This window comes from Pseudoalteromonas sp. R86517 (assembly GCF_042466295.1).
In the GTDB taxonomy this organism is placed as follows: domain Bacteria; phylum Pseudomonadota; class Gammaproteobacteria; order Enterobacterales; family Alteromonadaceae; genus Pseudoalteromonas; species Pseudoalteromonas atlantica.
In genome coordinates this window covers 713,870-737,432 of record NZ_JAXHCB010000001.1, presented here as the reverse complement: position 1 = coordinate 737,432, position 23,563 = coordinate 713,870, and the positions used below count along the sequence as shown (strand labels likewise).

24 protein-coding genes are annotated in these 23,563 nt (G+C 40.9%); 1 reads left to right on the top strand and 23 read right to left on the bottom strand.

The features are described from left to right. Positions 1 to 96 precede the first annotated feature (96 nt). From flhB to SJY38_RS03130, 17 genes are all read right to left on the bottom strand, one after another. On the bottom strand, positions 97 to 1,230 hold the full coding sequence (flhB, locus tag SJY38_RS03210; protein ID WP_055253171.1) for a flagellar biosynthesis protein FlhB: 1,134 nt from the start codon (positions 1,228 to 1,230) through the stop codon (positions 97 to 99). Positions 1,231 to 1,238: 8 nt separating this feature from the next. Beyond that, positions 1,239 to 2,018 carry a flagellar biosynthetic protein FliR gene (gene fliR / locus SJY38_RS03205; RefSeq protein ID WP_377109283.1) on the bottom strand — a complete coding sequence of 260 codons (780 nt, stop codon included), beginning with the start codon at positions 2,016 to 2,018 and terminating at the stop codon, positions 1,239 to 1,241. Between the two features lie 2 nt (positions 2,019 to 2,020). Continuing rightward, positions 2,021 to 2,290 carry a flagellar biosynthesis protein FliQ gene (fliQ, locus tag SJY38_RS03200; RefSeq protein ID WP_004588301.1) on the bottom strand — a complete coding sequence of 90 codons (270 nt, stop codon included), beginning with the start codon at positions 2,288 to 2,290 and terminating at the stop codon, positions 2,021 to 2,023. A gap of 42 nt (positions 2,291 to 2,332) precedes the next feature. Continuing rightward, complete coding sequence (fliP, locus tag SJY38_RS03195; protein WP_377109282.1) at positions 2,333 to 3,076, bottom strand: flagellar type III secretion system pore protein FliP; 744 nt, start codon at positions 3,074 to 3,076, stop codon at positions 2,333 to 2,335. Positions 3,077 to 3,080: 4 nt separating this feature from the next. Further along, positions 3,081 to 3,464, bottom strand: coding sequence for a flagellar biosynthetic protein FliO (fliO, locus tag SJY38_RS03190; RefSeq protein ID WP_004588299.1), 384 nt, complete (start codon positions 3,462 to 3,464; stop codon positions 3,081 to 3,083). Beyond that, complete coding sequence (gene fliN / locus SJY38_RS03185; RefSeq protein ID WP_004588298.1) at positions 3,461 to 3,859, bottom strand: flagellar motor switch protein FliN; 399 nt, start codon at positions 3,857 to 3,859, stop codon at positions 3,461 to 3,463. The genes fliO and fliN overlap by 4 nt, the downstream gene beginning before the upstream one ends. Before the next feature lie 20 nt (positions 3,860 to 3,879). Continuing rightward, positions 3,880 to 4,971 (bottom strand): flagellar motor switch protein FliM, encoded by a 1,092-nt coding sequence (gene fliM / locus SJY38_RS03180; RefSeq protein WP_004588297.1) that lies wholly within the window; start codon positions 4,969 to 4,971, stop codon positions 3,880 to 3,882. Positions 4,972 to 4,980: 9 nt separating this feature from the next. Beyond that, on the bottom strand, positions 4,981 to 5,514 hold the full coding sequence (fliL, locus tag SJY38_RS03175) for a flagellar basal body-associated protein FliL (protein WP_004588296.1): 534 nt from the start codon (positions 5,512 to 5,514) through the stop codon (positions 4,981 to 4,983). A 57-nt stretch (positions 5,515 to 5,571) separates the two neighbouring features. Continuing rightward, positions 5,572 to 7,536 carry a flagellar hook-length control protein FliK gene (locus SJY38_RS03170; RefSeq protein WP_377109281.1) on the bottom strand — a complete coding sequence of 655 codons (1,965 nt, stop codon included), beginning with the start codon at positions 7,534 to 7,536 and terminating at the stop codon, positions 5,572 to 5,574. An 89-nt stretch (positions 7,537 to 7,625) separates the two neighbouring features. Continuing rightward, a complete protein-coding gene (gene fliJ / locus SJY38_RS03165; protein WP_004588294.1) occupies positions 7,626 to 8,072 on the bottom strand; it encodes a flagellar export protein FliJ in 447 nt (148 codons plus the stop codon). Next, positions 8,072 to 9,406: a flagellar protein export ATPase FliI gene (gene fliI / locus SJY38_RS03160; protein ID WP_054982998.1), complete on the bottom strand. Its 1,335-nt coding sequence runs from the start codon at positions 9,404 to 9,406 to the stop codon at positions 8,072 to 8,074. The genes fliJ and fliI overlap by 1 nt, the downstream gene beginning before the upstream one ends. Before the next feature lie 18 nt (positions 9,407 to 9,424). Next, entirely contained in the window at positions 9,425 to 10,234 is an 810-nt protein-coding gene (fliH, locus tag SJY38_RS03155) for a flagellar assembly protein FliH (RefSeq protein WP_064386715.1), read from the bottom strand. A 3-nt stretch (positions 10,235 to 10,237) separates the two neighbouring features. Next, positions 10,238 to 11,278: a flagellar motor switch protein FliG gene (gene fliG, locus SJY38_RS03150; RefSeq protein ID WP_004588291.1), complete on the bottom strand. Its 1,041-nt coding sequence runs from the start codon at positions 11,276 to 11,278 to the stop codon at positions 10,238 to 10,240. Further along, the gene (gene fliF / locus SJY38_RS03145; protein ID WP_004588290.1) at positions 11,271 to 12,986 is read right to left on the bottom strand and encodes a flagellar basal-body MS-ring/collar protein FliF; all 1,716 of its coding nucleotides are present in this window, start codon (positions 12,984 to 12,986) and stop codon (positions 11,271 to 11,273) included. Before fliF ends, fliG begins: the two co-directional genes overlap by 8 nt. A gap of 20 nt (positions 12,987 to 13,006) precedes the next feature. Next, the gene (gene fliE, locus SJY38_RS03140) at positions 13,007 to 13,339 is read right to left on the bottom strand and encodes a flagellar hook-basal body complex protein FliE (RefSeq protein ID WP_004588289.1); all 333 of its coding nucleotides are present in this window, start codon (positions 13,337 to 13,339) and stop codon (positions 13,007 to 13,009) included. Between the two features lie 172 nt (positions 13,340 to 13,511). After that, positions 13,512 to 14,936 carry a sigma-54 dependent transcriptional regulator gene (locus tag SJY38_RS03135; RefSeq protein ID WP_286744054.1) on the bottom strand — a complete coding sequence of 475 codons (1,425 nt, stop codon included), beginning with the start codon at positions 14,934 to 14,936 and terminating at the stop codon, positions 13,512 to 13,514. Then, on the bottom strand, positions 14,933 to 16,045 hold the full coding sequence (locus SJY38_RS03130; RefSeq protein WP_377109280.1) for a sensor histidine kinase: 1,113 nt from the start codon (positions 16,043 to 16,045) through the stop codon (positions 14,933 to 14,935). The genes SJY38_RS03135 and SJY38_RS03130 overlap by 4 nt, the downstream gene beginning before the upstream one ends. A 132-nt stretch (positions 16,046 to 16,177) precedes the next feature. Between SJY38_RS03130 and SJY38_RS03125 the strand changes: the two genes are divergently transcribed. Beyond that, a complete protein-coding gene (locus tag SJY38_RS03125) occupies positions 16,178 to 16,771 on the top strand; it encodes a DNA-3-methyladenine glycosylase I (RefSeq protein ID WP_286744049.1) in 594 nt (197 codons plus the stop codon). Between the two features lie 270 nt (positions 16,772 to 17,041). Here SJY38_RS03125 and SJY38_RS03120 read toward each other — a convergent pair whose 3' ends face one another. The 6 genes from SJY38_RS03120 to SJY38_RS03095 all read right to left on the bottom strand — a co-directional run bounded on the left by SJY38_RS03120 (position 17,042) and on the right by SJY38_RS03095 (position 23,485). Further along, positions 17,042 to 18,478: a sigma-54 dependent transcriptional regulator gene (locus tag SJY38_RS03120; protein ID WP_286744046.1), complete on the bottom strand. Its 1,437-nt coding sequence runs from the start codon at positions 18,476 to 18,478 to the stop codon at positions 17,042 to 17,044. 342 nt (positions 18,479 to 18,820) lie between these two features. Next, positions 18,821 to 20,905, bottom strand: a complete 2,085-nt coding sequence (locus SJY38_RS03115; RefSeq protein ID WP_286744044.1) for a 6-hydroxymethylpterin diphosphokinase MptE-like protein — start codon at positions 20,903 to 20,905, stop codon at positions 18,821 to 18,823. Further along, positions 20,898 to 21,248: a hypothetical protein gene (locus tag SJY38_RS03110; RefSeq protein ID WP_286744042.1), complete on the bottom strand. Its 351-nt coding sequence runs from the start codon at positions 21,246 to 21,248 to the stop codon at positions 20,898 to 20,900. The genes SJY38_RS03115 and SJY38_RS03110 overlap by 8 nt, the downstream gene beginning before the upstream one ends. Then, entirely contained in the window at positions 21,249 to 21,668 is a 420-nt protein-coding gene (gene fliS, locus SJY38_RS03105; protein ID WP_286744041.1) for a flagellar export chaperone FliS, read from the bottom strand. It abuts the gene before it with no gap. 16 nt (positions 21,669 to 21,684) lie between these two features. Next, positions 21,685 to 23,073 (bottom strand): flagellar filament capping protein FliD, encoded by a 1,389-nt coding sequence (fliD, locus tag SJY38_RS03100; protein ID WP_286744038.1) that lies wholly within the window; start codon positions 23,071 to 23,073, stop codon positions 21,685 to 21,687. 10 nt (positions 23,074 to 23,083) lie between these two features. After that, entirely contained in the window at positions 23,084 to 23,485 is a 402-nt protein-coding gene (locus SJY38_RS03095) for a flagellar protein FlaG (protein WP_286744036.1), read from the bottom strand. Between the last annotated feature and the right edge of the window lie 78 nt (positions 23,486 to 23,563).

The window sequence follows — 23,563 nt, the reverse complement described above, 5'->3', positions numbered from 1 at the left end:
GAGACAAGAGCGAATGGGCTTTATGGTTTGAATTTGCAGCCCCATGTTGGTATTTAGGCAAGGCGCTCCTGTAAAGTGTGGTTAGCTCAGCTTACCCTAATCGTATTTAAAATCATCCGGAATAGGCAGTTTAGACTTAAGCGGAATAGGTCGTTTACCACGCCCTTTTTTAAACCGTTTAAGCTGAAATACATAGGCTAAAACTTGAGCGACAGCGGTAAATAGCTGATCTGGGATCTGTTGGCCTATTTCAGCAGTATGATAAAGCGCCCGCGTAAGCATAGGGGATTCTACAATCGGTACTTCGTTACCTTTGGCTATCTTACGAATTTGCATAGCCATTTCATCTACCCCTTTGGCAAGTACAATCGGTGCACCTGCTCGCTCAGTATCATATTTTAGCGCCACAGAATAGTGAGTAGGATTGGTTACAATTACGTCGGCATCGGGGACATCTTGCATCATCCTTCGCTGCGACATTTGCCTTTGTGTTTGCCTTATTCGCGCTTTAATTTGCGGATCACCCTCTGAGTTTTTGTACTCGTCTTTGATCTCCTGCATAGTCATTTTAAGTTGTTTGTTGTGGTTATAACTCTGATAAGGCGCATCTATTGCGGCAATAATCACCAAAGTGCACGACAACCCTAAAAACATCCACGAGAGTATTTCAAGGGCATGAATTATATTACTAGGTGCGCTTTCAATACTTAAATGCAAAATTTCATCAAAAAAAGTTTGAATCAAAAACACCGCAAAAATAGCCACCAGCGCAAACTTTAATATAGATTTTACAAGCTCTATCGCTGCTTGTGGGCCAAACATGCGCTTAAAGCCCTTCATTGGCGACATTTTACTGGGTTTAGGTGCTGCAGCTTCCCAACTAAAATTAAAGCCACCGAGTAAGGTATTTCCTATAAATGCTGCAATAACAATAATTAAAACAAACATCGCCATAGGAAACAGCAGCGCACTGGCCACCTCACTCCACACCGCAAACATTTTAGTGGTGTCGTAGGTTTCACTGCGATTTAAAGACAGCATCCTGCCCATAATATTGTATAAGCCTTTGCCTATTTCGGGCCCATACAACAGCAACGAAATTGCAGAAAAAATAAGTACAAACATAGTCCCTAGTTCTTTTGAGCGTGCTATTTGACCTTTCTTTTTAGCATCTTCGAGCTTTTTGGAGGTGGGTTCTTCTGTTTTTTCTTGTCCTGAATCTTCAGCCATTGCCCCTCCTACACCGTACAGCCAACAAGGCTACACATTAGCTCAATCATTTTTAACCACTGAAACTCAAATTGGGTTACAAAATTACCCAAGGTGGCCCAAATAATCATTAAACCGGCAACTAATGTAAACGGAAAACCTATTGAGAAAATGTTTAATTGCGGTGCTGCGCGGGTCATAATACCAAATGAAATATTAATAATGAGCATGGCCGTTAGGGGGGCTAAAGCCAATACCAATGCAGTGGTAAACATCCAGCTGCCCCACGTTACTATGTCCCAGTAATGATCAACAGCCCACCACTGGCCATTTATAGGCAACACCGAAAAACTATGCACCACCATTTGAATCATCATTAAATGGCCATTAAAAACAAAAAATAACAAAGTCGCTAAAATTAAGTAAAACTGGCCAACTGCAGGCACGCTCGCACCATTTGAAGGGTCTATAACAGAGGCAAAGCCCAAACCGGTTTGCATTGCCAGTATTTGCCCAGCAAGCACAAAGGTATTTAGCATTAGCGTAGAAGCAAATCCTATCGCAACACCTATCAACATTTGCTGTATAACCACCAGCACCATTTCAAAAGAAAATAAATTAGTAAATGTAGCAGGAGGCAGCGCTGGCACCACTAAAAACGTTACCACTACCGCCAATCCCATTTTAATGCGTTTAGGTACGTTTTGTGCGCCTAAGCCCGCCATAATCATGATCATAGAGCTGATGCGAACTAAAGGCAGTAAAAAATCACTTAACCATTGAATAACAACAGAAAAAGGAAATTCCACAATTAGCCTGCAATTTCAGGAATGAGTAACACTAGGCGGGTAAAAAAGTCCATTAGCTCTTGAGTAAGCCAATGCCCACCTACAATAAGTGCCCCAATGGTAATTAACAAACGCGGTAAAAAACTTAGGGTTTGTTCATTAATTGAGGTTGCCGCTTGGAACACCGCCACCACTAAACCAACAAGTAAACCTGGTACCACAATAGCTGATACCAGCTTAATAACTAAAAACAGTGCATCGCTAAGAATATCAACAAAAATTTCTGGTTCCATGTTGTACTCCTAATGTTTAAAAGTGCGAATGTAAAACATGATTTATGTCCCTAAGCCAAAGCTTTTGGCTAACGTGCCCATTACTAAGCTCCAGCCATCGACCAGTACAAATAACATTATTTTAAAAGGCAAGGACACTATCATGGGCGAGAGCATCATCATACCCATGGCCATTAATACCGAGGCAACCACTAAATCCACAATTAAAAACGGTATAAAAAACATAAACCCAATAATAAACGCGGTTTGTAGTTCACTGGTCACAAATGCAGGTATTAACACAATAAGCGGCGTGGCCTCTGGCGAGTCAAGCTGGTCATAACCTGCTATTTTGGCAAACGTTTCTAAGTCTTTTAATCGTACCTGCGAGAGCATAAAGGCCTTCATGGGCTCCTTTGCAAGCTCTAATGCTCGTACCGAAGTAACTTGTTCATTTAAATAGGGTTCTATCGCACGTTCGTTAACTTGCTGATAAATAGGCGCCATAATAAAAATACTTAAAAAAAGCGACATCCCTAATAAAACTTGGTTTGAAGGTGTTGATTGTAAACCAATGGCTTGGCGCAAAATGGCCAGTACAACAATAATACGGGTAAACGAAGTCATCATAATTATGGCGGCAGGAATAAAGCTCAGCGCCGTCATAATTGCCAGTACTTGCAAGGTTACAGAGTAATCTTGCGTCCCGTCGGCATTAGTTGTAATGGTTAGAGCGTCTATGCCCTCTGCACTGCTTGCGGCAGGTACAAATAACACAGCTAAAATAATCAGCAGCCACTTTATCATAGGGTTAATTCTTTTTATTTTGATTCGTTTGCGGGTTTAGTAGTTTGCTAAATCGCTTAGCAAGTTCTGGCAGTTCTTTTTCACTTAACGGCGTGTCTAATTTATGTAAGTAGTTAATACTGTGCGGGGTGACCCCTAATAAATGCTGTGCATTATCTATTTCAACCACCATTAAGCGCTCTCGAGAGCCAAGCGGTAAGCTTCGTACCACTTTAAATTCTTCGCTATTAGCTAAATTTGGGTTAAGTTTTTTAACAAAAAATGCCAGCACTACAATCAGTACTAGCACCGCAACCAACGACAACACCATAGACAAAATGTCGGCCGTAGGTGTTAACGTTTCTGCCTTTGTAAATACTGAGTTTGTTAAAGCAGCAAGGGAGCTCATCGTAATTTTTTGATCCGCTCTACCTGGCTAATAACATCCGTTAAACGAATACCAAATTTATCATTCACAACAACCACTTCGCCATGGGCAATGAGCGTACCATTTACTAATACATCCAGTGGTTCACCGGCTACGCGGTCTAGTTCAACAACAGAGCCTTGGTTTAGCTGCAGTAAGTTACGAATATTTATTTTAGAGCGCCCTACTTCCATAGAAATAGTCACAGGAATATCTAAAATTGTATCGAGTTTACGCTTTTCGTCACCGCTAAGTTCATGTTTAGCATCACTTAGTTCATCAAGCTCTGCTACATGCGCTTCGGCGCTCTCATCACCGCCTTCGGCTTCAGCTAGGGCTGCTGCCCATTCGTCCATTGTGTCTTGATCATCGCTCATACTTTTAACCTTTTAATCAATTACCAGTCTAAGTCTACACCGTCAGAAAGGTGTAAATCATCTTCTAGTTCTGCTAATTCTGCATCTGAATCAATTTTCTTGCCGCCTTTGGTAAATACATGCAGCTCAGATTTAACTGAATCAGGGCGTTTAATTTTTTCACTAATTTGTAGCGCAACGTTATCGCGAGAGCGACCCATTTTAGCTCTAAATGTAGGTAACTCCTCAACAAATACCGTAATATGCTCTGGCATTTCTACCGGTATAATATCGCCCGCTTTAAGTTCCATTATTTGTTTAAGAGACAAATCCACCTCAAGAAGTTGAGTCGACATATCCACCTCAACGTCCATAATTTCATCGCGTAAAGCTTTGCTCCAGCGCAAATCGGTGTCTTCTGTATCCGATTGTACACCCGCATCTAATAGCTCTCTAATGGGTTCAAGCATTGAATACGGCAAAGCGATGTGAAAATCGCCGCCACCGCCATCTAATTCAATATGAAAAGAGCTAATAACCACAACCTCAGTAGGGCTCACAATGTTAGCCATTGCTGGATTTACTTCTGAATCGAGGTATTCAAACGAGACGTCCATAACCGGTGCCCATGCTTCTTTGTAATCTTCAAAGATAATTTTTAGTAGCATTTGCACGATTCGACGTTCGGTAGGGGTAAATTCGCGGCCTTCAATTTTGGCATGGTAACGCCCGTCACCACCAAAAAAGTTATCTACCAAAATAAACACTAAACGTGCTTCCATGGTGATAAGGCCAGTGCCTTTTAACGGTCTAAAACGCACCATATTTAAACTTGTTGGTACAAATAAGGTATGAATATATTCGCCAAATTTAATCATTTGTACGCCATTAATCGACACCTCTGCGGTGCGGCGCATCATGTTAAATAAGCTTATTCGCATATGACGAGCAAACCGCTCGTTAACAATTTCCAGGGTCGGCATGCGACCACGCACGATCCGATCTTGCGAAGAAAAGTCGTACTGTAATGTACTGCCTTCGCCGTCTTCACCTTCGTGTATATCTTCCTCTTCGACTTCATCAACGCCGTGTAAGAGTGCATCAATTTCGTCTTGGGATAATAAATCGCTCACGCTAGCCCCTTATTGCATCACAAAGCCGGTAAACAATACCCGCTCAATTACTTTAGTGCCTTCAACATCATTCAGCGCAGCTTGCACTTTTTCAAGCGCAGTAAAGCGTAATGTTTCTTTGCCTGCACTGGTGCTGAGTTCATCAGCTGTGGTGGTTGAAAACACGCTTAATAAGGTGCCTTCAATCAGTGGGATGTGCTTTTTAGCGGTTTCTTCATTTACATCGCCACGCACAAGTAATTGCACTTTTATTTGTACAATTCTATCTCTGCTTGACCCAGGTACATTAAACACAAAGGGTCTTGGCATAGCAACATACAAGGCACTGCCCATTTCAGCTGAAGAGCCTGAAGGTGTAGCCGAGTCGCTTTGCGCTGCGGTTGTTGTTTCTTCATCTAATGTTTCAACGGGTGCATCATCGCCCGCCATAAAAAAATAGCCTGCACCACCGCCAACAACAAGCAGTACTGCCACTATGATTATGATCAGCTTTTTTTTGCTTTTACCGGTTTCTTCTATTTCTAAACTTGTTTCTTCGGCCATTGTGATTCCTTTTTTAGCAAAGGTACTTGCTTGTTTTAGTTATTATAATAGCAGTACTTAGGCATAGTAATCTATTGATGATGAAGTTTGTTGTCGAGAACTTTGTGGGTTAGCCCCATCTTGCTCATCATTTTTATCCTGCTGTGTATTTTTATTAGCCGTTTGACCTTGTGATTGCCCTTCGCCTTCATCGCTTTGCTCATTACCAGACTGCCCGTAAGAAATCGTACTTTCACCTAAATCAATTCCCTGCTCGGCTAACATTTCACGTAAGCGCGGCATTGATTGTTCAAGTGCTTCTTTAGCTTGCTGGTTTTGCACTACAAAATTTATTTGTGTTTGTTCAGCATCACTTCTGATACGAATTTGCATACTGCCCATTTCTGGCGGATCTAAGCGAATTTCAGCTTCTTTATTGCTAATGCTTAGCATTGAAGATACACGCTCTTGAAGCACTTTAGCTGCATCACTTTTAACAATATTAATAGCCTGCATCATACTTGCATCTATATTTACCTGCTTAACCTGCGCGGTGCTGCTTTGTAATTGCTGCGACTGTATAGCTTGGCTCTCTAAAATAGACTGCTCATAACGAGCGTTGTCGTACTGAGTATTTATTTGTGCCTGCGTGTTATTAATGCCATCGGTTATCAACGTAAACACCTGAGCTACACGCGATAAACCAGTATTTGTTTTAGGCTCTTTAAGTAAGCTTTCCTGCTCGGCCTCTAGGGCGTTCAACTCTTCTGGATTTACACCGTCTTGCTCAATACTAGAGGGTGCTTCAGCATTAATCATGGCTTTATTTTGCGGTGTATTCGCATTCATTGCAGCATTACTGGCTTGCTGCGCATTTAAAGCCGCATTTGCAGAGCTCGACACACTTTGCGCTTTGCTCTCACTAAGCTGCGCATCAAGCATAGTTTGTAAGTTGCTTATTGTTTCATTTACTTTTTTGAGCGTATCACCTGTTGGTTGCTCGTTACTCACATAGCTTTTCAATTGGCTAAGTAGCGCCTGCTTTTCATCGCTATTTAGGTTTTTTAACTGAGATTGAACTAGCTCACCGCGCGTGCTTGTCTCTTTTTCGTTTTGTACGACAAACTCTGTCAGTAATTGTTTAACGGAGCTTGCACGATCATCACTTTCACTTGGTGTGGTTTCAGTAAATGAGCTTTTAACTTGCTCGTTTAATTGTGCACGTTGCGCTTCGCTTAATGAGTTGAGTACTTTAGATGTAGTTGATAGCTCTGATTGCGTAGATGAACGAGTCAGTTCTTTGGCTAATTGCTCTATGTCTGCATCGCTTATAGGCAGCGTACCTTCAGCATTTAACGCAGTGCCTGGCGCTTTTGTGTTCTCAGCACCTTTACCTTCATTACCTACAGAGGCTGCACTGCTATTAGTTTTATTAATTTGTGTTTGCACCGCTTCTGCTATTGGGTTTTTAGCTGCACTACTTGCTAGGCTCTCATTTTTTAAAGAAGGGGCTAAGTTTTCTCCAGCGCTTTGCTTAGCTGCTTTAGTTTCGAGCTCGGCGTTTGTAAACGCGCTTTTTTTGCCATTGCTATTATCATCAGCTAAAAGAGTATCATCGGCTTCATCAGTTTCACCTAATTGCGAAGCTAAAAAGTTGACACTTTTATCACTCTTTTTTGCACTTAAATCGCTAAAATCATTATCGCTACTGCCATGTTTTTTTACACTTACATCAATCACTTGCGAGGAGTTTATTTGTGCTAAAACGCTATCGCCAGATAATAACGTATCTTGCGTGTCATCACTTAATGAAGCTGTCGGTTTTTTGCTATTGGCTAGCTGCTTATCATCTGTTGGCAATAAAGAGCCTGCTTGGCTAGGAGCCTCAGAATTAGCAGGCAATACAAAGGGTTTGTCTGCATCTTGTAGCTGGCTTAAAAAAGCATCACCAGATTCGTTACCTGCAGGTAAGTTACTGTCTTTAAATGCTAAAAAAGAGTCTTTTTCAGCTGTTGCCAACATTGAAATATCGTTTATTGCCATAATTCACCTACACAGCACTGCGGCAAGTTGCCACCGCACTTTGCCAAAATTAATTACCACCTACCAACAAAGCAATAAACGCGCCAAAGTTATAAACTTTTACGGCGCTGAAAAAATTGATTAGCAGAAAACTCGTCCAACATTTTTTGCTCACTCTTTGCCATTAACGCCGCTGCTTTTAGATTTTGTTTTTCAATTAATTTTGCTACGGCTTTTGCTTTTACCTGCTGCTTTAACCACAAAGCTTTACGCTGTGTTACAACTTGCTTAGCGGTATTTACCGTACTGGCTTGCTGGCGAATCGCTTCTTCAATTTTTGCTATAAAGGCATGGTACTGACCAAAGCCCGCGCTTGATAAACCGGACTTTCCTTTCACATGTAATTGCTGAGAGTATTCTAATCTAAAGTTATTTAACCCTTGCAGCTTTTGTTGGTTAGCTTGTAAATTTTGATTGGCTTGTAAGTAGCTCATGCGCAGATTTTCTTCTTTGTCGTTTTCGAGCTTAAGCAGTAAATCGAGCTTATTTTTTGCCATTATGCTTGTCCTAGTAATTGAGCTAGGCCGTGTAAACCATCGTCGTAACTTATTACATCACGCATACCTTGCTGTAAAAACGCATTGACGCGCGGCATCATATTTATAGCTTGATCAAGCATTTGGTCAGCCCCTTTTTGATACGCACCTAAGGTGATCATATCTTTATTTTGCTGATACATTGAATACACTTGTTTTAATACGCGGGCCTGCTGCATATGAGGCTCAGACACCACTTGCGGCATAACACGAGAAATTGATTTTTCGATATCTATCGCGGGGTAATGACCGCTATCGGCTAAGTCACGCGAAAGTACAATATGCCCATCTAAAATAGCACGTGCAGCATCGGCTATTGGGTCTTGCATATCATCGCCCTCACTAAGGACTGTAAAAAACGCAGTGATAGACCCTTGCCCTTCGCCGCCATTACCCGCTCGCTCCACCAGCGCCGGTAATTTAGCAAATACAGAAGGCGGATACCCTTTTGTAGCAGGAGGTTCGCCAACCGCTAGCGCTATTTCGCGTTGCGCCATAGCGTAACGTGTTACTGAATCAAGCAATAACAATACGTTTAAACCTTGATCACGAAAGTACTCAGCAATGGTCACCGCGCTTTCACAGCCTTTTAAGCGCATAAGAGGCGATGCATCAGCAGGAGCAGCTACCACAACAGAGCGTTTGCGCCCTTCTACACCGAGTATTTCTTCAATAAATTCTTTTACCTCACGGCCACGCTCACCCACTAGGCCAACCACAATAACATCGGCTTCACTGCCGCGGGTCATCATACCTAAGAGGACCGATTTACCAACACCAGAGCCTGCAAACAAACCCATACGCTGGCCTTGCCCTACAGTAATAACTGAGTTTATAGCCCGTACACCTACATCCATAGGTTGGCTGATTGGTCTTCTAGCGAGGGGGTTTATGGGGTTTTGTGCAAACTTTAAATAGTGTTCGGCGTTAATTTTTCCCAGGCCGTCAAGCGGGCGGCCTAAGCCATCTACAACGCGGCCTAGTAGGCTCATACCAACAGGCAAGCCGGTATCATTTACTTGTGGAATAACACGCGCACCGGGTAACACACCGGAAATGTGGTCATTAGGCATTAAGTAAAGGGTTTGCTCACTAAAGCCCACTACCTCAGCATCTACAAACCCTGACATAGTTTCTATTTTGCATTGGCTGCCTACAGGCGCACGTAGCCCTTTCGCCTCAAGGGTTAAACCGACTACTCGGGTTAAAATACCTGCTACAGCAGGTTTAAACGCTGCAATATGTTGTTGGTATTGATTTAAGCGTTCGCTTAGAGGTGCACGTTGAGCTGCCATAACACGCCACAAAAAAGATTAGATACCGCTATTATGCAAAAAGCTATCCAACGTTTCTTTGACACGGGTTTTTAGGGTCATATCTAAAGACGATTGTGGCGTTTTAACTTCGCAACCGCCGCGCTCGAGTGTGGGTTCTGCAATTAGCTGCCAATTATTATCTGCAATAGTTTGCTCACCATAGCTTTGCTTTACCAGTTCTAGATCATCTGGGTTTAAATGCACACGAACTTTTTCTTGCTCAGTATTTAATGCATCTATGCTTTTTTTAAGCGTATGTAAAATAACATCGGGCGATGTTTTAATTTCTTGATAGGTTATAGCTTCTGCCAGCATAACCGCTAATTGCACTAAGTGCTTTTCTGCCAGTTCGTCCACTTTATCAAGCGGAGCGCTGAGGTTGTCGATTATGCTACGCAAGCTGGTTAACTGCTCTTCTATTAACGGCTTAACGTCTTCTTGGCCTTGTGTTTTACCAAGCTCTACGCCTTCTTTGTAACCTGCTTCTTTGCCCTCACCAACCCCTTTTTCAAAGCCATCTATGTAGCCTTGTTCGTGCCCTTGCTTTAAGCCTTCCTCATAAGCATCTTGCCTAATGCGCTCAAGCTCAGCCATAGTTAACGAAGGCAGTTCAGGCTCTTGCGGCTGAGTGTCTTCTACTGCTTCTTCTTCAACTTCTTTTTTATACAAATCAGAAAGCGGTGTGCCAAAAGCCGTTGAACGATTGCCAAAACTGCGCTCATCAGGAGCAACATCAGGTATTGGCCAGTTTTTTAAAAGCTCATCAGCTTCATCTGCATGTAAAGGGCGACCTTTTAATTTAGACATAGCTTATAGGAACTCCTCGCCACCACCGCCGCCTAACTGAATCTCACCCGAGTCAGATAGACGCCTTGCTGTAGAAAGCACTTCTTTTTGGGCAGCTTCTACTTCACTTATTCTAACTGGTGCCATTGCTTCTAAGTCATCGGCAAGCATTTCGGCTGCACGTTTAGACATATTACCCAAAATTTTATCTTTAAGCGCTTCGTCAGTCCCTTTAATTGCTTTCATTAGTACGTCTTGCTGTACCTCACGCAATATGGCTTGAATACCGCGGTCATCCACATCCATAAGGTTTTCAAACACAAACATAAGATCTTGAATTTGCTGAGACATTTCTTCATCGTGCTCACGAATAGAGTCCATCAACTGCCCTTCTACATTTGTATCTAGGTAGTTCATTATATCTGCCGCGGCTTTTAAGCCACCCATTTTAGCGGCTTGTGCGCCTGCTTGGCCGGCAAATTGTTTTTCCATAATCTCGTTAAGTTCTTGCAATGCTGCAGGTTGCACTTCTTCAAGGTTCGCAATACGCATAGTTAAATCTAGGCGCACTTTTTCAGGAAATTGCGCTAGGATTTCTGCAGATTGCTCAGGCTCTAAATACGATAAAACAATAGTTTGAATTTGCGGGTGCTCATTACGAATAATATTGGCAACTTGCTTTGAGTCCATCCATTTAAGTGAATCTAAGCCTTTAGCGCCCGAGCCCATTACAATTTGGTCTATTAAACTAGCAGCTTTATCTTCACCTAATGCGGCGGTAAGCGCCTTTTTAATAAAGTCTTCTGACTGGAAGCCAATTGTACTAAAGCTTTGTATTTGTTCTATAAATAAGTTGTGAACTGCGCTTATTTTAGATTGTGACAAGTCATCTAGCGCAGCCATTGCCATACCCACTTTTTGCACTTGCTTAGGCTCTAAGTGTTTAAGTATTTGCGCTGCGTCTTCTTCAGATAAGCTCAATAAAAGAATCGCGGCTTTATCTACGCCATCTAACTTGTCAACATCAAACGCTGGCGGGAGTTGTTTTTGTTCTTGATCAGTCATCTTCTGTTAACCACGCTTTCACTACTTGTGATGAGAGTTCAGGTTCGTTCGCTACAAGTGCTCTTACCGCTTTAAGCAAATCTTCGTCGCCATGTAAATCTGGCAGCTGTAGTGTACCATCGCTTGAGAAGCCTACAGAAGCAGAATCAAAGTCTTTATTTAGCATATCTAGCGTGCTATCGCCAATATCAACTCCTGAGCTTAATGCATCTTCATCGTACTCTTCGAGCGTATCATCTGGGTATATTAAGCGTTTAAGCATAGGCTTAACAACTGCCATAATAAGCACAATAATAACCAGCGCACCCAGTACTAAGCGGACGATTTTCATAAACCAGTCCTGCTCCCACAGCGGTACTTCTAAGTCTAAATCAACTGCTTCGCGTACAAATGGCACGGTTACCACCTCTAATGCATCGCCGCGTTGCATATCAAAACCTACCCCACCTTGTAATAGGCGACGTATATTTGACAAAGCCTCTACCGAGCGCGGCGCCATAGTTGTTTCGCCGTTTTCACCTACTTTTGGCACATAATCAACGGCAACCGAGACGCTAATTCTGCGAATAACCCCTGTTTGCTGGCGCTTATGCGAAATGGTGGTGTCTAGCTCAAAGTTACGTGTAGCCTCTTTATGCACTCGGCTTGGGTTCGTTGCCGTACCAGCATTGCCTTGACCTGCCACTTCTGGAATAGTTGAATTCATAGGTGGCTGATTAGTCAGTGCCCCAGGAATTCCTACCGCTAAGCCACCAATGTTGTTCTCTTCAAATGTGGTTTCGCTTCTTACTGCTGGTAAGTCTGGGTTGTAGCGCTTTTGTGTTTCTTCTACTGAGCTAAAGTCCATGTTTAAATCAACTTGCGCAGTGTAGTTACCCAAGCCGACTACGGGAATAAGAATACTGTCTATTTTTTCTAAATACTCTTGCTCACGCTTTCTTTCAATGTCGTACTCTTTACGAGAGCGTGCTGCTAATGAGTCTTGCGAGCCTGAATTAAGTAAGCGGCCGTTTTGATCTGTTACCGTAACACGTGAAGGCTCAAGCCCTTGTACTGCAGAGGCAATCATATCAACCACTGAGTCAATTTCTTCGCCATCAAGCATTCTGCCGCGCTTAAGAGTTAATACCACTGTGGCTGATGGCTTTTTCTCTCTACGTGCAAATACGTTTTCTTTTGGAATGGCTAATAAAACTTTAGCGCGTGTTACGTTGTTTAATTCTTCTATGGTGCGGGCAAGTTGTTGCTCGCGGCCATGTTTTAAACGTTCTCGCTCTAATCGCTGGCTAACACCAAAGCCCATATCTTGCATTATGATATCGGTGCCTGAGGTAGGACCTTGCTCTAGGCCTTCACGGGCCATCAGCAATTTAATGTTTTGATACTCGCTTTCATCAACCGAAATTACGTTGCCATCTAGCTCGTAGTCAATTTTTTGTGCATCTAAAAAATCAAGGGTTTGGATCAGCTCTTCTGTTGGCATTTTACCCAGCGGACGCATGTCTGGCTGACGTGCCCAAATAATCACAAATATAGCAATAGCTAAACAAATAGCCAGCGCAATAATAAGGGTGACTTGGCGAAGCACATCAACACCATTTAAGGCGCTTAAGTAGCCCGACTTTTGTTCTTGTTGCTCGTTATCTTCGCTTTGGTCAATACCGCCGCCAGCAAGAGCAAGATCTGTTGATTGATTAGATTGCGCCACAATAATTCTCCACTACCTACTTAAACAGGCATGTTCATAATTTCTTGGTATGACTCAACAAGTTTATTTCTTACTTGTACTGTAGCCTCAAATGCCACTGACGATTTTTGTGAGGCAATCATTGCCTCAGCAAGCGATACACTTCTATCACCCATTTCAACAGCCACTACTTTTTGTTTGGCATCTTGTTGTAAGCCATTAACCGTGTTTAATGCATCACTTAGTAAGTCACCAAATTGAGCAGACGATGTCGGCTGAGCTTGAGTAGGTAGCTTATTGATTTGATTTGTATGGCCTGCTTCTAAAGCCATTGATTGCATTTCTTGAAATAGCGCGCTGTTTTGAATTTTCATAATTTTCTCTGGCAAATGCAGTTAACGTTCATAAAGGGAATAAAGCACAAAGTGTGCCATAAAAATAAACCTTTAATTACAAAAGGTTAACTATTGTTTTTGAGAGTCAGAGATTTGACAACCCTAAACTAAGCGTGGTTAGTTTAGGGTTATATGGAAGAAAGGGATAAAGTTATGCGGGCAGCGAAATACCTAAATCGCGCATTTGTGCTAGTTTATAACGTAAAGTACGCGGGCTGATCCCAAGTGTTTGTGCAACATCTTTTCGTTTGCCTTGGCAGCGCGCTAGGGTTTCTAATATTATTTTATGCTCTTTATCTTTTAGCTCATCTTTATAGCTGCCAGTATCAACACTAGGCAGGGAGCTACTCACCTCTGCAGGCGTTATTTTGTCATCATAATACGCGCCACTGGAAGTACTCACTTGCTCAGGCGCTATCTCCTGTTTAGGCATACTGTTAATTGGCGCTTGCATTAAGTTTTCAATAAAAATAGCCTGTTCGCCAATTGCATTGCCCGTTCGCAAAATAAGCGCACGTTGAATTACGTTATCAAGCTCGCGTACATTACCAGGCCATGCATGGCTTAGTAATTTTTGTTCAGCGGCACTATCAAGCGTTGCTAGCGGCTCTTTACTTTTAACTAAATGGCGCTCTATTAAATGCTTAGCCAATACAATTATATCCCCTGGGCGCTCACAGAGCGGTCGCCACATTAGGGGGAATACATTTAAGCGATAATATAAGTCTTCTCTAAATTGGTTATCTGCAACGGCTTCTTTTAGGTCGCGGTTACTGGTGGCGAGTACTCTTACATCGAGTGAAATTGTTTTTCGGGCACCTAAACGCTCAACTTCACGCTCTTGCAATACCCGTAATAGCTTAGCTTGCAGCCCCAAGTCCATTTCGGTTATTTCATCAAGTAATATGGTGCCGCCTTGGGCTTGTTCAAATTTACCTGGGCATGCTTGTATTGCACCGGTAAACGCGCCTTTTTCGTAGCCAAATAAAGTAGCTTCAAGCATGTTTTCGGGAATAGCCGCACAGTTTATTGCCACAAAAGGCGCATCGCATCGGTTTGATTTATCGTGAATGTATCGCGCTAGCACTTCTTTACCAGAGCCACTAGGGCCTAGCACCATAACACTTGCATCTGAGCGCGCCACTTTGCTCGCCAGTTCTAAAAGCGCAATACTGCTAGGGTCGGCAACAATTGGGCCGTCAGTGTCTTTTGGCTTTTCGGGTAAATACCGACTAACCATATTTAAAAGCACCTCAGGGGCAAATGGTTTAGCCATATAATCAATTGCGCCTAAGCGCATTGCCTCTACTGCATCATCAATCGTTGCATAGGCAGTCATCATTAATACGGGGAGATCTGGGTAGTTAAGCTTAATGCTTCTAAGTAAATCTAGGCCGCTCATCGCGCCCATTTGCACGTCGCTGACCACTAATGAAAACTCAGATTTTTTTAATTGGATCATGGCTTGCTCAGCACTATCGGCTGCAACACAGGCAATACCCGACATCTCTAACGTGTCTATGAGTGCTTCTCTTAAACCTGCATCATCTTCAACCACTAGTATTGTATTACTCATGCTGTTTTCTCCAGCGTTGAGGCCGTGCATATGGGCAGCAATAAACTAAAACATGCACCACCATTGGCATTATTAACCACTTCAACACGTCCTTGATGCGCATTAGCCACAGAGCTTACAACAGCAAGCCCAAGCCCTGTACCTTGGCTTTTTGTGGTATAAAACGGTTCAAAAATTTTCTCTATTTTGCTCAACTCTACACCAGGGCCGTTATCGCATACGCTAATACGCACGGTATCGGGTTCGCTACTATCGCGCTGCGCTTTTAATGTCACCTGGGCTTGGCTGCCAATAATTTGAATACTATTGTGAATAAGGTTTTGAATAGCACTGGCCAGCGCGGTTTTATTACCGGTAATTTCTATGTCTGGCTCTGGTAGCTCAACAACAAGTGAGCTGTTATTTAAGGCCACCATTGCATCGGCACCTAGTTTTACCTCGTTTAAAAGCTGCTGCATAGAAACCTGTTCAACCACTTGTTGCTCGCCGCTTTTGGCAAAAAGTAGCATATCGTTAACTTGGGTTTCTAAATCTTTTAAACGCGACATTAACTTAGTTTGAAAGTTATCCCGTGATGACTCTGGTAGCTTTTTAGAGCCCAAATTGGCCGCGTACAACATAGCCGCCGAGAGCGGTGTACGCACTTGGTGCGCAAGCGATGCCACCATTTTACCTAACGCGCTTAGGCGCTGCATATGGGCTACGCGCTTTTGCAAACGGCGCGTTTCTGTTAAATCTGTCATTAATATTAATTGCCCAGGCTCTGGCGCTAGCGCAGTAATATCAAGCTTTATAAGTCGCCCATCTTTGAGCGACACTTCATGTCCATCATCTTGGTGGGGACGAAAAGAGCGTTGAATAATGTTAAACCACTTCTCTCCTTCGAGCGGCTCGCCTAACATATCAATCGCTATTTGATTGGCTTTTGCGATAAGCCCTTTGCCATCAAGCACAACAACACCCGCAGGCATAGTATCAACTAAGTGCGACAGCCAACTTGCTTGCTGTCTTAAATCACTTAATTCACCAATGTACTCTTCTTGAAGTAAACATGGGTTATACTGTTTTGCAGTAATAAACTGTGGTTTAAGTACACTCGCAAGGGCCATAATCAAATCTCTTAATGATGTAGATACAGGGCTAAATGCACAATTTATACCAATATTATTTTATATATTTTTCATTTAGTTACCTTACAATATCGCGTAACAAAAAAATGACGCACACTAAAAGGAATAATAATGAGTGAGCAAAATAAATGCCGTTGTGCATGGCTCGACGCCACAAAGCCTGATTATGTGAAATACCATGATGAAGAATGGGGAGCCCCCCTTTATGACGACACGAAATTATTTGAATTTATTACTCTCGAGTCGGCGCAAGCGGGCTTAAGTTGGTACACCATTTTAAAAAAGCGCGCAGGCTATAAAAAAGCATTTGCTAATTTTAATGTGCAAAAAGTGGCTAACTTTACAGCCGATGATATAGAACGGCTAATGCAAGATGAGAGCATAGTGCGTAACCGCTTAAAAATTGCTGCCACCGTTAATAATGCTCAGCGGTTTATTGAGATTCAAAAAGAATTTGGCAGCTTTAGTAATTACCAATGGCGATTTGTGGGCAATAAACCAATTATTAGTGATTTAAATAGTGTTGAAGACACCCCTGCAATTACCGAGGAGTCAAAAGCGTTTGCAAAAGATTTAAAAAAACGAGGTTTTAAATTTTTGGGCCCTACAACGGTATACGCACATATGCAGGCCTGTGGCATGGTAAACGATCACAGTAATGATTGTTTTAGAAAAGAAGAAATTATAAAGGCGTTTAGTGAGTAAGCGATTTGCTCACAAAGAGGTTTAAAGGCTCGCTTTAGAGAAGTAACGTGTAAGTTAATTGTGGTTTCTCATTTGACCTCGTTTTTTGGGGGGGCTAAGTAATTAAAAGCTGCGCTTTTTACGCGAGCAAGCTTCGCGTCTACCGCCAAAGTTTAAGTTTGCGTTTATCTTGTAAACGCGAAGCTTGCTTGCGTGACGGGCAAAGCCCGTAAATTAACTCCTCAAAAATGAATAATAAATAACGAAAAGTCTTTCACCATTTGCATACTGCTAATCTCGCGATAGATTGTACTTTTTCATTTTTTCAACAAGCGTTGTACGCCTTACACCTAATATTTCTGCGGCGCGCGCAACAACGTAATCAAAACGCTCTAACGCTTGGGTAATTAAGCTTATTTCAAGCTCTGCTAAATAATCTTTAAGCTCTATACCTTCTTCGGGTAATACGCCAGATCCCGGTTGGCTAAATTCAGGCTCAGGTTCATTATCATAATCGCTAAAACCTGAGCTAAAAATATCGTTAAAGGCATCTTTTTCAAGTAGCTCTTCAGGGTACTCTGGCTCGTATGCGTCTACCTCGATGTAGCGATATTTATTGGGTAAATCGGGTACATCCACTACTTTTTCAGGGAACATAATCACCATGCGCTCCACTAAATTAGCAAGCTCTCGGATATTACCAGGCCAAGCATGTTCTTTGAGGCTCTCAACCGCGCGCTCTGTAAATTTAGCCGACGTACCACTTTGCTCATTAACACGGCGCATTAGCTCTTTAAGTAATAAAGGTATGTCGTCAGCACGTTCATTAAGTGACGGGTTTTCAATAGGAAACACGTTTAGACGGTAATATAAATCTTCCCTAAAGCTGCCCTTTTCAATCATTTCCTCAAGGTTGCGATGAGTAGCGGCAATCACCCGTACATCTGCTTGAATAGCTTTTGTGCCACCTACACGCTCGTAGCTGCGCTCTTGTAATACACGCAATAACTTTACTTGCATTTGCAGCGGCATATCGCCAATTTCATCTAAAAATAGCGTACCGCCTTGAGCCAATTCAAAGCGCCCTTTACGTGCAGAAATAGCGCCGGTAAACGCCCCTTTTTCGTGACCGAATAACTCGCTTTCGAGCAACTCTCCAGGAATAGCACCACAGTTTACTGGTACAAACGGCCCAGTATTGCGTTTAGATAATAAATGGACGTTACGCGCAACCACCTCTTTACCTGTACCCGACTCACCTAAAATAAGCACGTTTGCATCGGTTTTAGCCACTTGCTCAATTAAAAAGCGTACGTTTTTAACTGCGTCTGTTTCGCCAACTAAACCATCAAATGTTTTGTGTGGTTTATGATGCTTGTGACTTCCAGGAAGCATACGTTGGTACTGTTGGCAGTCGTGTAATAACTGTGTGGTTACTTCGTGATTAAACGGCTCACAAATTAAGCCCACTACATTAGCAATACTTAATAAGGGCTTGAGTGTTTCACCAATCAGTAAAAAAGGCAGGGTTGGAAAACGCTTAATTAAGCTTTCATGATCTAAGCTTTGCAATGCACCTAAAATAACAATGCATTCTTGTTGTTGATACTTACTAGATACTTGCTCAAAATCACTTTCGTCAAGTAACTGCACAGCTTCCCCAATAAAGGTAAGCGATGCATTTAATCCTATTGCACGGTTATTATTATTATCTAAAATCAAGATCATAGTTAGCGAGCCATAATTTCACTAATTTATTTTATTAGCTAAATTGTAAGCGAGATCTGAATGGATGCAAGTAATAGCGGCGGTTTTTTGACATAAACGCCAAAAAATAGACATCGCTATAAAACAATAATACTTAATGATTAAAACTTAAGTATTATTGTTATTCAAGTAACTTGAGTTTGTGTGCCATATAATAACTGTGACAGTAAAGGCTTAAAATTTGGTATCGGTTTAAATTGATTATTATAAAGTTGAACATTACTAATGTAATGTGGGTTCAAAATATAATTTTAAACCTATAAATAATACTAACAAATTGAAAATTAAAACCCTTATATGTATTCATATTGAGGGTTCAATCTCAGAAAATTTTTCCTCATAATCTGATTTTATCTCTTCAAAGTAACTGCAAACTATCTGAGCACTATTATGAAAATTCTCCAACGCCTGCCCCTCCTCTTCATGACTATACAGCGAATTAACTAACATAGAATGAGTATGTAAAATAGTTCCGCGTAATAACTCATCAAAGTAACTAATATTAGTGTTATTAAAACTTGAAAGGCGACGAAGTTGCTCATCTAATAATTCTAACGCTACATTAATAGAAGCTGGTTTACCTGATAGTTGCTCAATAAATAAGTTACACAAATCTAAAAACAACGGCACATCATTATGGAGCGCAACAAAAGCATCATTAGTATAAGTCTCTGAACTTTTAATCGTTTCAGTTATATTTGAAATCAGTGCGGCTTTATTCTCTATTAACGAACTAACTAATGAATCGGCCTGAGTTGGCTTAGCACCTTCAACATAAGCCCCGTCACTGCAATTTTTTACCTTTAAATGCGGATTTTGCGCTAATGTTCTTTCAAGTACAGTGTGTGAATACTTAAATATCTCATCTGTTTCCACTAGAGCGTCAGCATCAAAATTGGCTTTTAGTTTATACTTAGCTTTGTGTGTATATAAACCAGAGTCTTGGTCTCCTTTATAATAGACACTGTTTCTAGAGTGATGTTGCTTAGACTTATAGCCCATATCAACACCGAACAAAGCTATATCTGTAAAACCTATTTTTTCGCAAAAAGCCAACGCACAATTACTCACTGTTGGATTACAATTTACCAATAATGCGGGTTTTTCCTGCTGCCCCAGGCCTTGAACGAAAAGTTTACTGCTAGCCTCCCCCCACTTTACACCTTGGACTTTATCTTCAAACATAGCAAAAACAGAAGGCAATACAGTATTTAATGCAAGTAAGGTAATCCCACTAAAAAACGCTTTATCATAAAACGACGCTAAAACATCATGGGTTACTTGACAGCGTTCCATTTCACAATGAAAGTCAGGCTTTAAACCATATTTGTATAAGGCGCTGAGCGCTGTGCCGCAACTTATAACAATGGCGTTATTTTGATGTTCAATCAGCCACTGAATGTCTTTATCTAGTGATGGGCCGTTAGCAATTAAGTAGACAGGTACATTTTTTAACTCGTCTAAACTATCGGGTCTAAGAAAAGGCACATCGAAGTTTTTTGAAAAGTTTTCAATACTTAAAATAGCATCATCATAAAAACCAAACCCTAAAATATTACCGACAAACTGTAAGGATAGTTGCTTGGTAACTCGATCTAAGTAATCATCATGGTAATGCTTATATAAAAAACTGTACCCTGAGAAAAAGCGGCCAAAACGTTGAAATACTGATTCTACTTCTTTACTAATACCCAGTTCAGTATCAAACTCACCCACGCTAAAATGCAGTTCCGTATTATGTACGTTTAGCTGCTCAAAAATATCCGCCCAATCTGTTAAAAATAAGCTCAAATAAAGTAAATCAAGATGCGGCTCATAGATGTAGAGCTTCTTCACTATATGTTCTTTTACTAATGAGTTTATATGGTAACCACACCCTATACCCATTAACATTAAACTAGGTATAACCTTAGGCAAATGATTATGCTTTTTTTTCTCGTTCTGCTCTTTTAAACTAATTGAAAGTTCATTGAGGAATTGACTATGAATAAAGTCGTCTGTTAACTTTTTTCGCACTGAAAACTTATTGGTTAAAACTGTGGGCGTCTCGCAATAATCGAGATACTGTACATACGAATCTTGATAAACATCTTGTTGATATATGTTGTTCTTTTTCTCAGTATCGTAAATATTAACGTTACCGTTATCCATATGTAACTCAAAGCGATTGAGCTGATAATTTAAAAAGATATTGAATATATCAGGGTAGGTGTGCTCAAAGGCTTGCATATTAGATTGAAACATCTTTTCTAAATCAAAATCTGGCCGAACAAAGTCCATTAGCGCTGCTTCATACTTTTTTCTGTTCTCAATTTGTGACTGTAAAAATGCTTGATAGCGCTCTAACTCATTTAGTTTTTCATTTATAGCCAAAGTTAGGTCATTCATTATCGCTTGTCCCTATAACATCTGAGTATACCTGTAAGTGTTTTTTCTTTTTATGCATTGAAGTTAACAAGGCTTGCAACTTTGATTTTCCATTACCTAACATGGTATGGTGCTTTTCAGTTTCTATTTGCAATTTGCTTATAAATGCATTTACAAACGCTTTGTTTTGTTGTTCAAGTCCATTTGTTAGCGAAAGTAACTCGTAAAGCAAGTTATTTTTCTTTTCTATAACCTTTGCTAAGCCGCTATAGTTTTCATCTTCTATCATAACGAGTTCTTTTTTGAGTAACTCTTCTAAACTTTCGATGATTCGAAAAGCTTTGTCATCTAATAACTCGTTCACTTAAATGCCGCTTTGTTTTAAAAGTGCAAAGCCTTTTTGTTTATCTTGTTCGGAAATACCATCCCAAGCTTCTTTTATAGGCGAAAATAGTTCATTAATTTCATCAAGTATTTCAACCGAGTTTTGCGTATTGGCTTCTGAAAGTCTCACTACCATATAATCATAAAGGTTATTAAGGTTGTCTGCGATACCGCCGCCTTGCTCAAAGTTCAACCCGCCTTTGAGCCCGCCAATAATACTAATAGCTTTTTTAATACTATTGTTTTTCGCTTCAATTTCTTTTCGATTTATAAACGCTTTAGCTTGATAAACTTGAGTCAAAAACTCACGCATAAGAATCTGAATTACTTGATGCGGATCTGCCTCAGAAAGAGAAAGCTCTTTTTGAGCTTTTTGGTATGTATTTGCGCGTAAATTCATTTTTCACCTCTTAAACCTAACTATTAGATGTATTTGTTAAAATACTCGAAATATATGAGCTAGATGTTTGATACTGTGCCATTACGCTATCTAAAGCAGCATATTGGCTTCTTAGCGAAGCTTCAAGATTTGCTAAACGTTCATCTAAGGCATCACGATCTGTTTCTATCGTCTCTAGTGATTCATTAAGGGATCGCTCCCTTTTGATTAACGAACCATCGCTACCTGTGTAAAGCTCAACCAGTCCGTCAACTTTTTGAACCAGTCCATCATCATCACTAAAAAAACTTTGCAATGCACTGAATTTGTCAGAAATAGCGCTATTCAATAGCTCTTCTCCGCTTTGCAATGAACCAATTCCTAGGGATGAAATCTCCATTTCACCTTCACGGTTAAAACTAACACCAATTTCCATTAAAGATTGTATGTCAGTAGTACCACCTAACTCATTAGTAAACATCCTTTGCAATTGCTGTTCCATTGTTCTAATTGTACTATCAGAGGCTAATAACCCTGACGAAGAATTTGATAGCGAGTCCAACGTTCCTTTTAGGGAGTTATATGCCTCTACAAATTCTGTGAGTGTTTCTTTTACTATGTCTTCGTCAACTGATACGCTAAACTCTTGCGGTTCAGTTGTTGTTGATTTAAGAGTTAATGTTGTGCCTTGGATTTTATCTTTTAATTCATTAGTTGAACTACTTACAGACTGCCCATTTATCAAAGCATTAGCATCTTGAGCTGCTTGTTGGACAGACAGACTCGCCCCCCCGCTTGGTGAATTAGTAGCAATACTTGAAAGTGAATCATCATCAGTCGTAACAGACAAAGTATTATCTGCTCCTGAGATAGCAGAACTAAACGTTAAAACTGCACCGCTATCACTATTTACTATATTTGCACTAACACCAAAATTTTCGCTTGCTTTATTAATTTTATTACGGATATCTTCGAGCGTATCTGTACTTTCAACTGCAATAGTAAATTCGTTATCACCTGCATTAAATGTCAAATTACCGGCACCTAAAGTATCTTCTGCCGACCCAAGCGCTGCAGATTGTAATTTAGAGCCTTTTGCTAATTGCAAGACTTCAACAGAAAAGTCACCAGATTGCATTGAGCTGCCTACTTCCACCTCAAATGCCTGTTCCGATTCTTCTAAACTATTAGCGAAAGAAACAATTCGCGAATTATACGTTTCAGCATCACCTAATTTTGCTAATACATCATTAAACGAGTCTAGCGCAGATTTAAATGTTCCAACACCCGAAAGCTGCGTGGTGTAATTGATTTCACGCTCATTTAACTGACTTTCTTTTACGGTTCTTTCCGCACTAATTGTAGCTTCAATAATCGACTCAAGATCAATACCAGAGCCAACCCCAGCTGACGTTATAGTAGCCATACGTTATTCCTCAAATTGTCTTATCAATCAAAACACCTAAAGGCTGGCCAAAAATTTGCTCTTGCAGCTCATCAATTTTACTTGCCAACTCCAAAACTTCCAGACTTGGTATTTGTCTTATCACTTCATCGGTTGCTGTATCAGTAACCACAACAACAGGTGAGCTTGTCTGTTCATCAATATGAAATTTAAACTGCTTTGATTTTAGTTGGGTCAACGATTCTAACTTCTCAACAGAATTAAGCAAATTTTGCGCCACAATATCTTCACCCGATTCTGATTGCTGACTTTCGTCTAAATTTTTTAGCGCATTCACCTGTTCAGCAACAAACTCCTTTTGCTCTTGAGTTACTTCAGAGTTTATGCGCTTAGCAAACGCGTCGTTACTAAGATTTGAGTTAATATTTTCCATTTGACACCTCTAAAACCAAAAAAGGACCTGTACACCAGCTTCACCAGTACACAAGTCCTTCTAATTGTAGTTTAATAT

Excerpts from the sequence above, each read along its gene's own strand:
- flhB (WP_055253171.1), bottom strand. The coding sequence starts at position 1,230 with ATGGCTGAAGATTCAGGACAAGAAAAAACAGAAGAACCCACCTCCAAA.
- fliQ (WP_004588301.1), bottom strand. The coding sequence starts at position 2,290 with ATGGAACCAGAAATTTTTGTTGATATTCTTAGCGATGCACTGTTTTTA.
- fliP (WP_377109282.1), bottom strand. The coding sequence starts at position 3,076 with ATGATAAAGTGGCTGCTGATTATTTTAGCTGTGTTATTTGTACCTGCC.
- fliO (WP_004588299.1), bottom strand. The coding sequence starts at position 3,464 with ATGAGCTCCCTTGCTGCTTTAACAAACTCAGTATTTACAAAGGCAGAA.
- fliN (WP_004588298.1), bottom strand. The coding sequence starts at position 3,859 with ATGAGCGATGATCAAGACACAATGGACGAATGGGCAGCAGCCCTAGCT.
- fliL (WP_004588296.1), bottom strand. The coding sequence starts at position 5,514 with ATGGCCGAAGAAACAAGTTTAGAAATAGAAGAAACCGGTAAAAGCAAA.
- SJY38_RS03170 (WP_377109281.1), bottom strand. The coding sequence starts at position 7,536 with ATGGCAATAAACGATATTTCAATGTTGGCAACAGCTGAAAAAGACTCT.
- fliJ (WP_004588294.1), bottom strand. The coding sequence starts at position 8,072 with ATGGCAAAAAATAAGCTCGATTTACTGCTTAAGCTCGAAAACGACAAA.
- fliI (WP_054982998.1), bottom strand. The coding sequence starts at position 9,406 with ATGGCAGCTCAACGTGCACCTCTAAGCGAACGCTTAAATCAATACCAA.
- fliH (WP_064386715.1), bottom strand. The coding sequence starts at position 10,234 with ATGTCTAAATTAAAAGGTCGCCCTTTACATGCAGATGAAGCTGATGAG.
- fliG (WP_004588291.1), bottom strand. The coding sequence starts at position 11,278 with ATGACTGATCAAGAACAAAAACAACTCCCGCCAGCGTTTGATGTTGAC.
- fliE (WP_004588289.1), bottom strand. The coding sequence starts at position 13,339 with ATGAAAATTCAAAACAGCGCGCTATTTCAAGAAATGCAATCAATGGCT.
- SJY38_RS03135 (WP_286744054.1), bottom strand. The coding sequence starts at position 14,936 with ATGAGTAATACAATACTAGTGGTTGAAGATGATGCAGGTTTAAGAGAA.
- SJY38_RS03130 (WP_377109280.1), bottom strand. The coding sequence starts at position 16,045 with ATGGCCCTTGCGAGTGTACTTAAACCACAGTTTATTACTGCAAAACAG.
- SJY38_RS03125 (WP_286744049.1), top strand. The coding sequence starts at position 16,178 with ATGAGTGAGCAAAATAAATGCCGTTGTGCATGGCTCGACGCCACAAAG.
- SJY38_RS03120 (WP_286744046.1), bottom strand. The coding sequence starts at position 18,478 with ATGATCTTGATTTTAGATAATAATAATAACCGTGCAATAGGATTAAAT.
- SJY38_RS03115 (WP_286744044.1), bottom strand. The coding sequence starts at position 20,905 with ATGAATGACCTAACTTTGGCTATAAATGAAAAACTAAATGAGTTAGAG.
- fliS (WP_286744041.1), bottom strand. The coding sequence starts at position 21,668 with ATGAATTTACGCGCAAATACATACCAAAAAGCTCAAAAAGAGCTTTCT.
- fliD (WP_286744038.1), bottom strand. The coding sequence starts at position 23,073 with ATGGCTACTATAACGTCAGCTGGGGTTGGCTCTGGTATTGATCTTGAG.
- SJY38_RS03095 (WP_286744036.1), bottom strand. The coding sequence starts at position 23,485 with ATGGAAAATATTAACTCAAATCTTAGTAACGACGCGTTTGCTAAGCGC.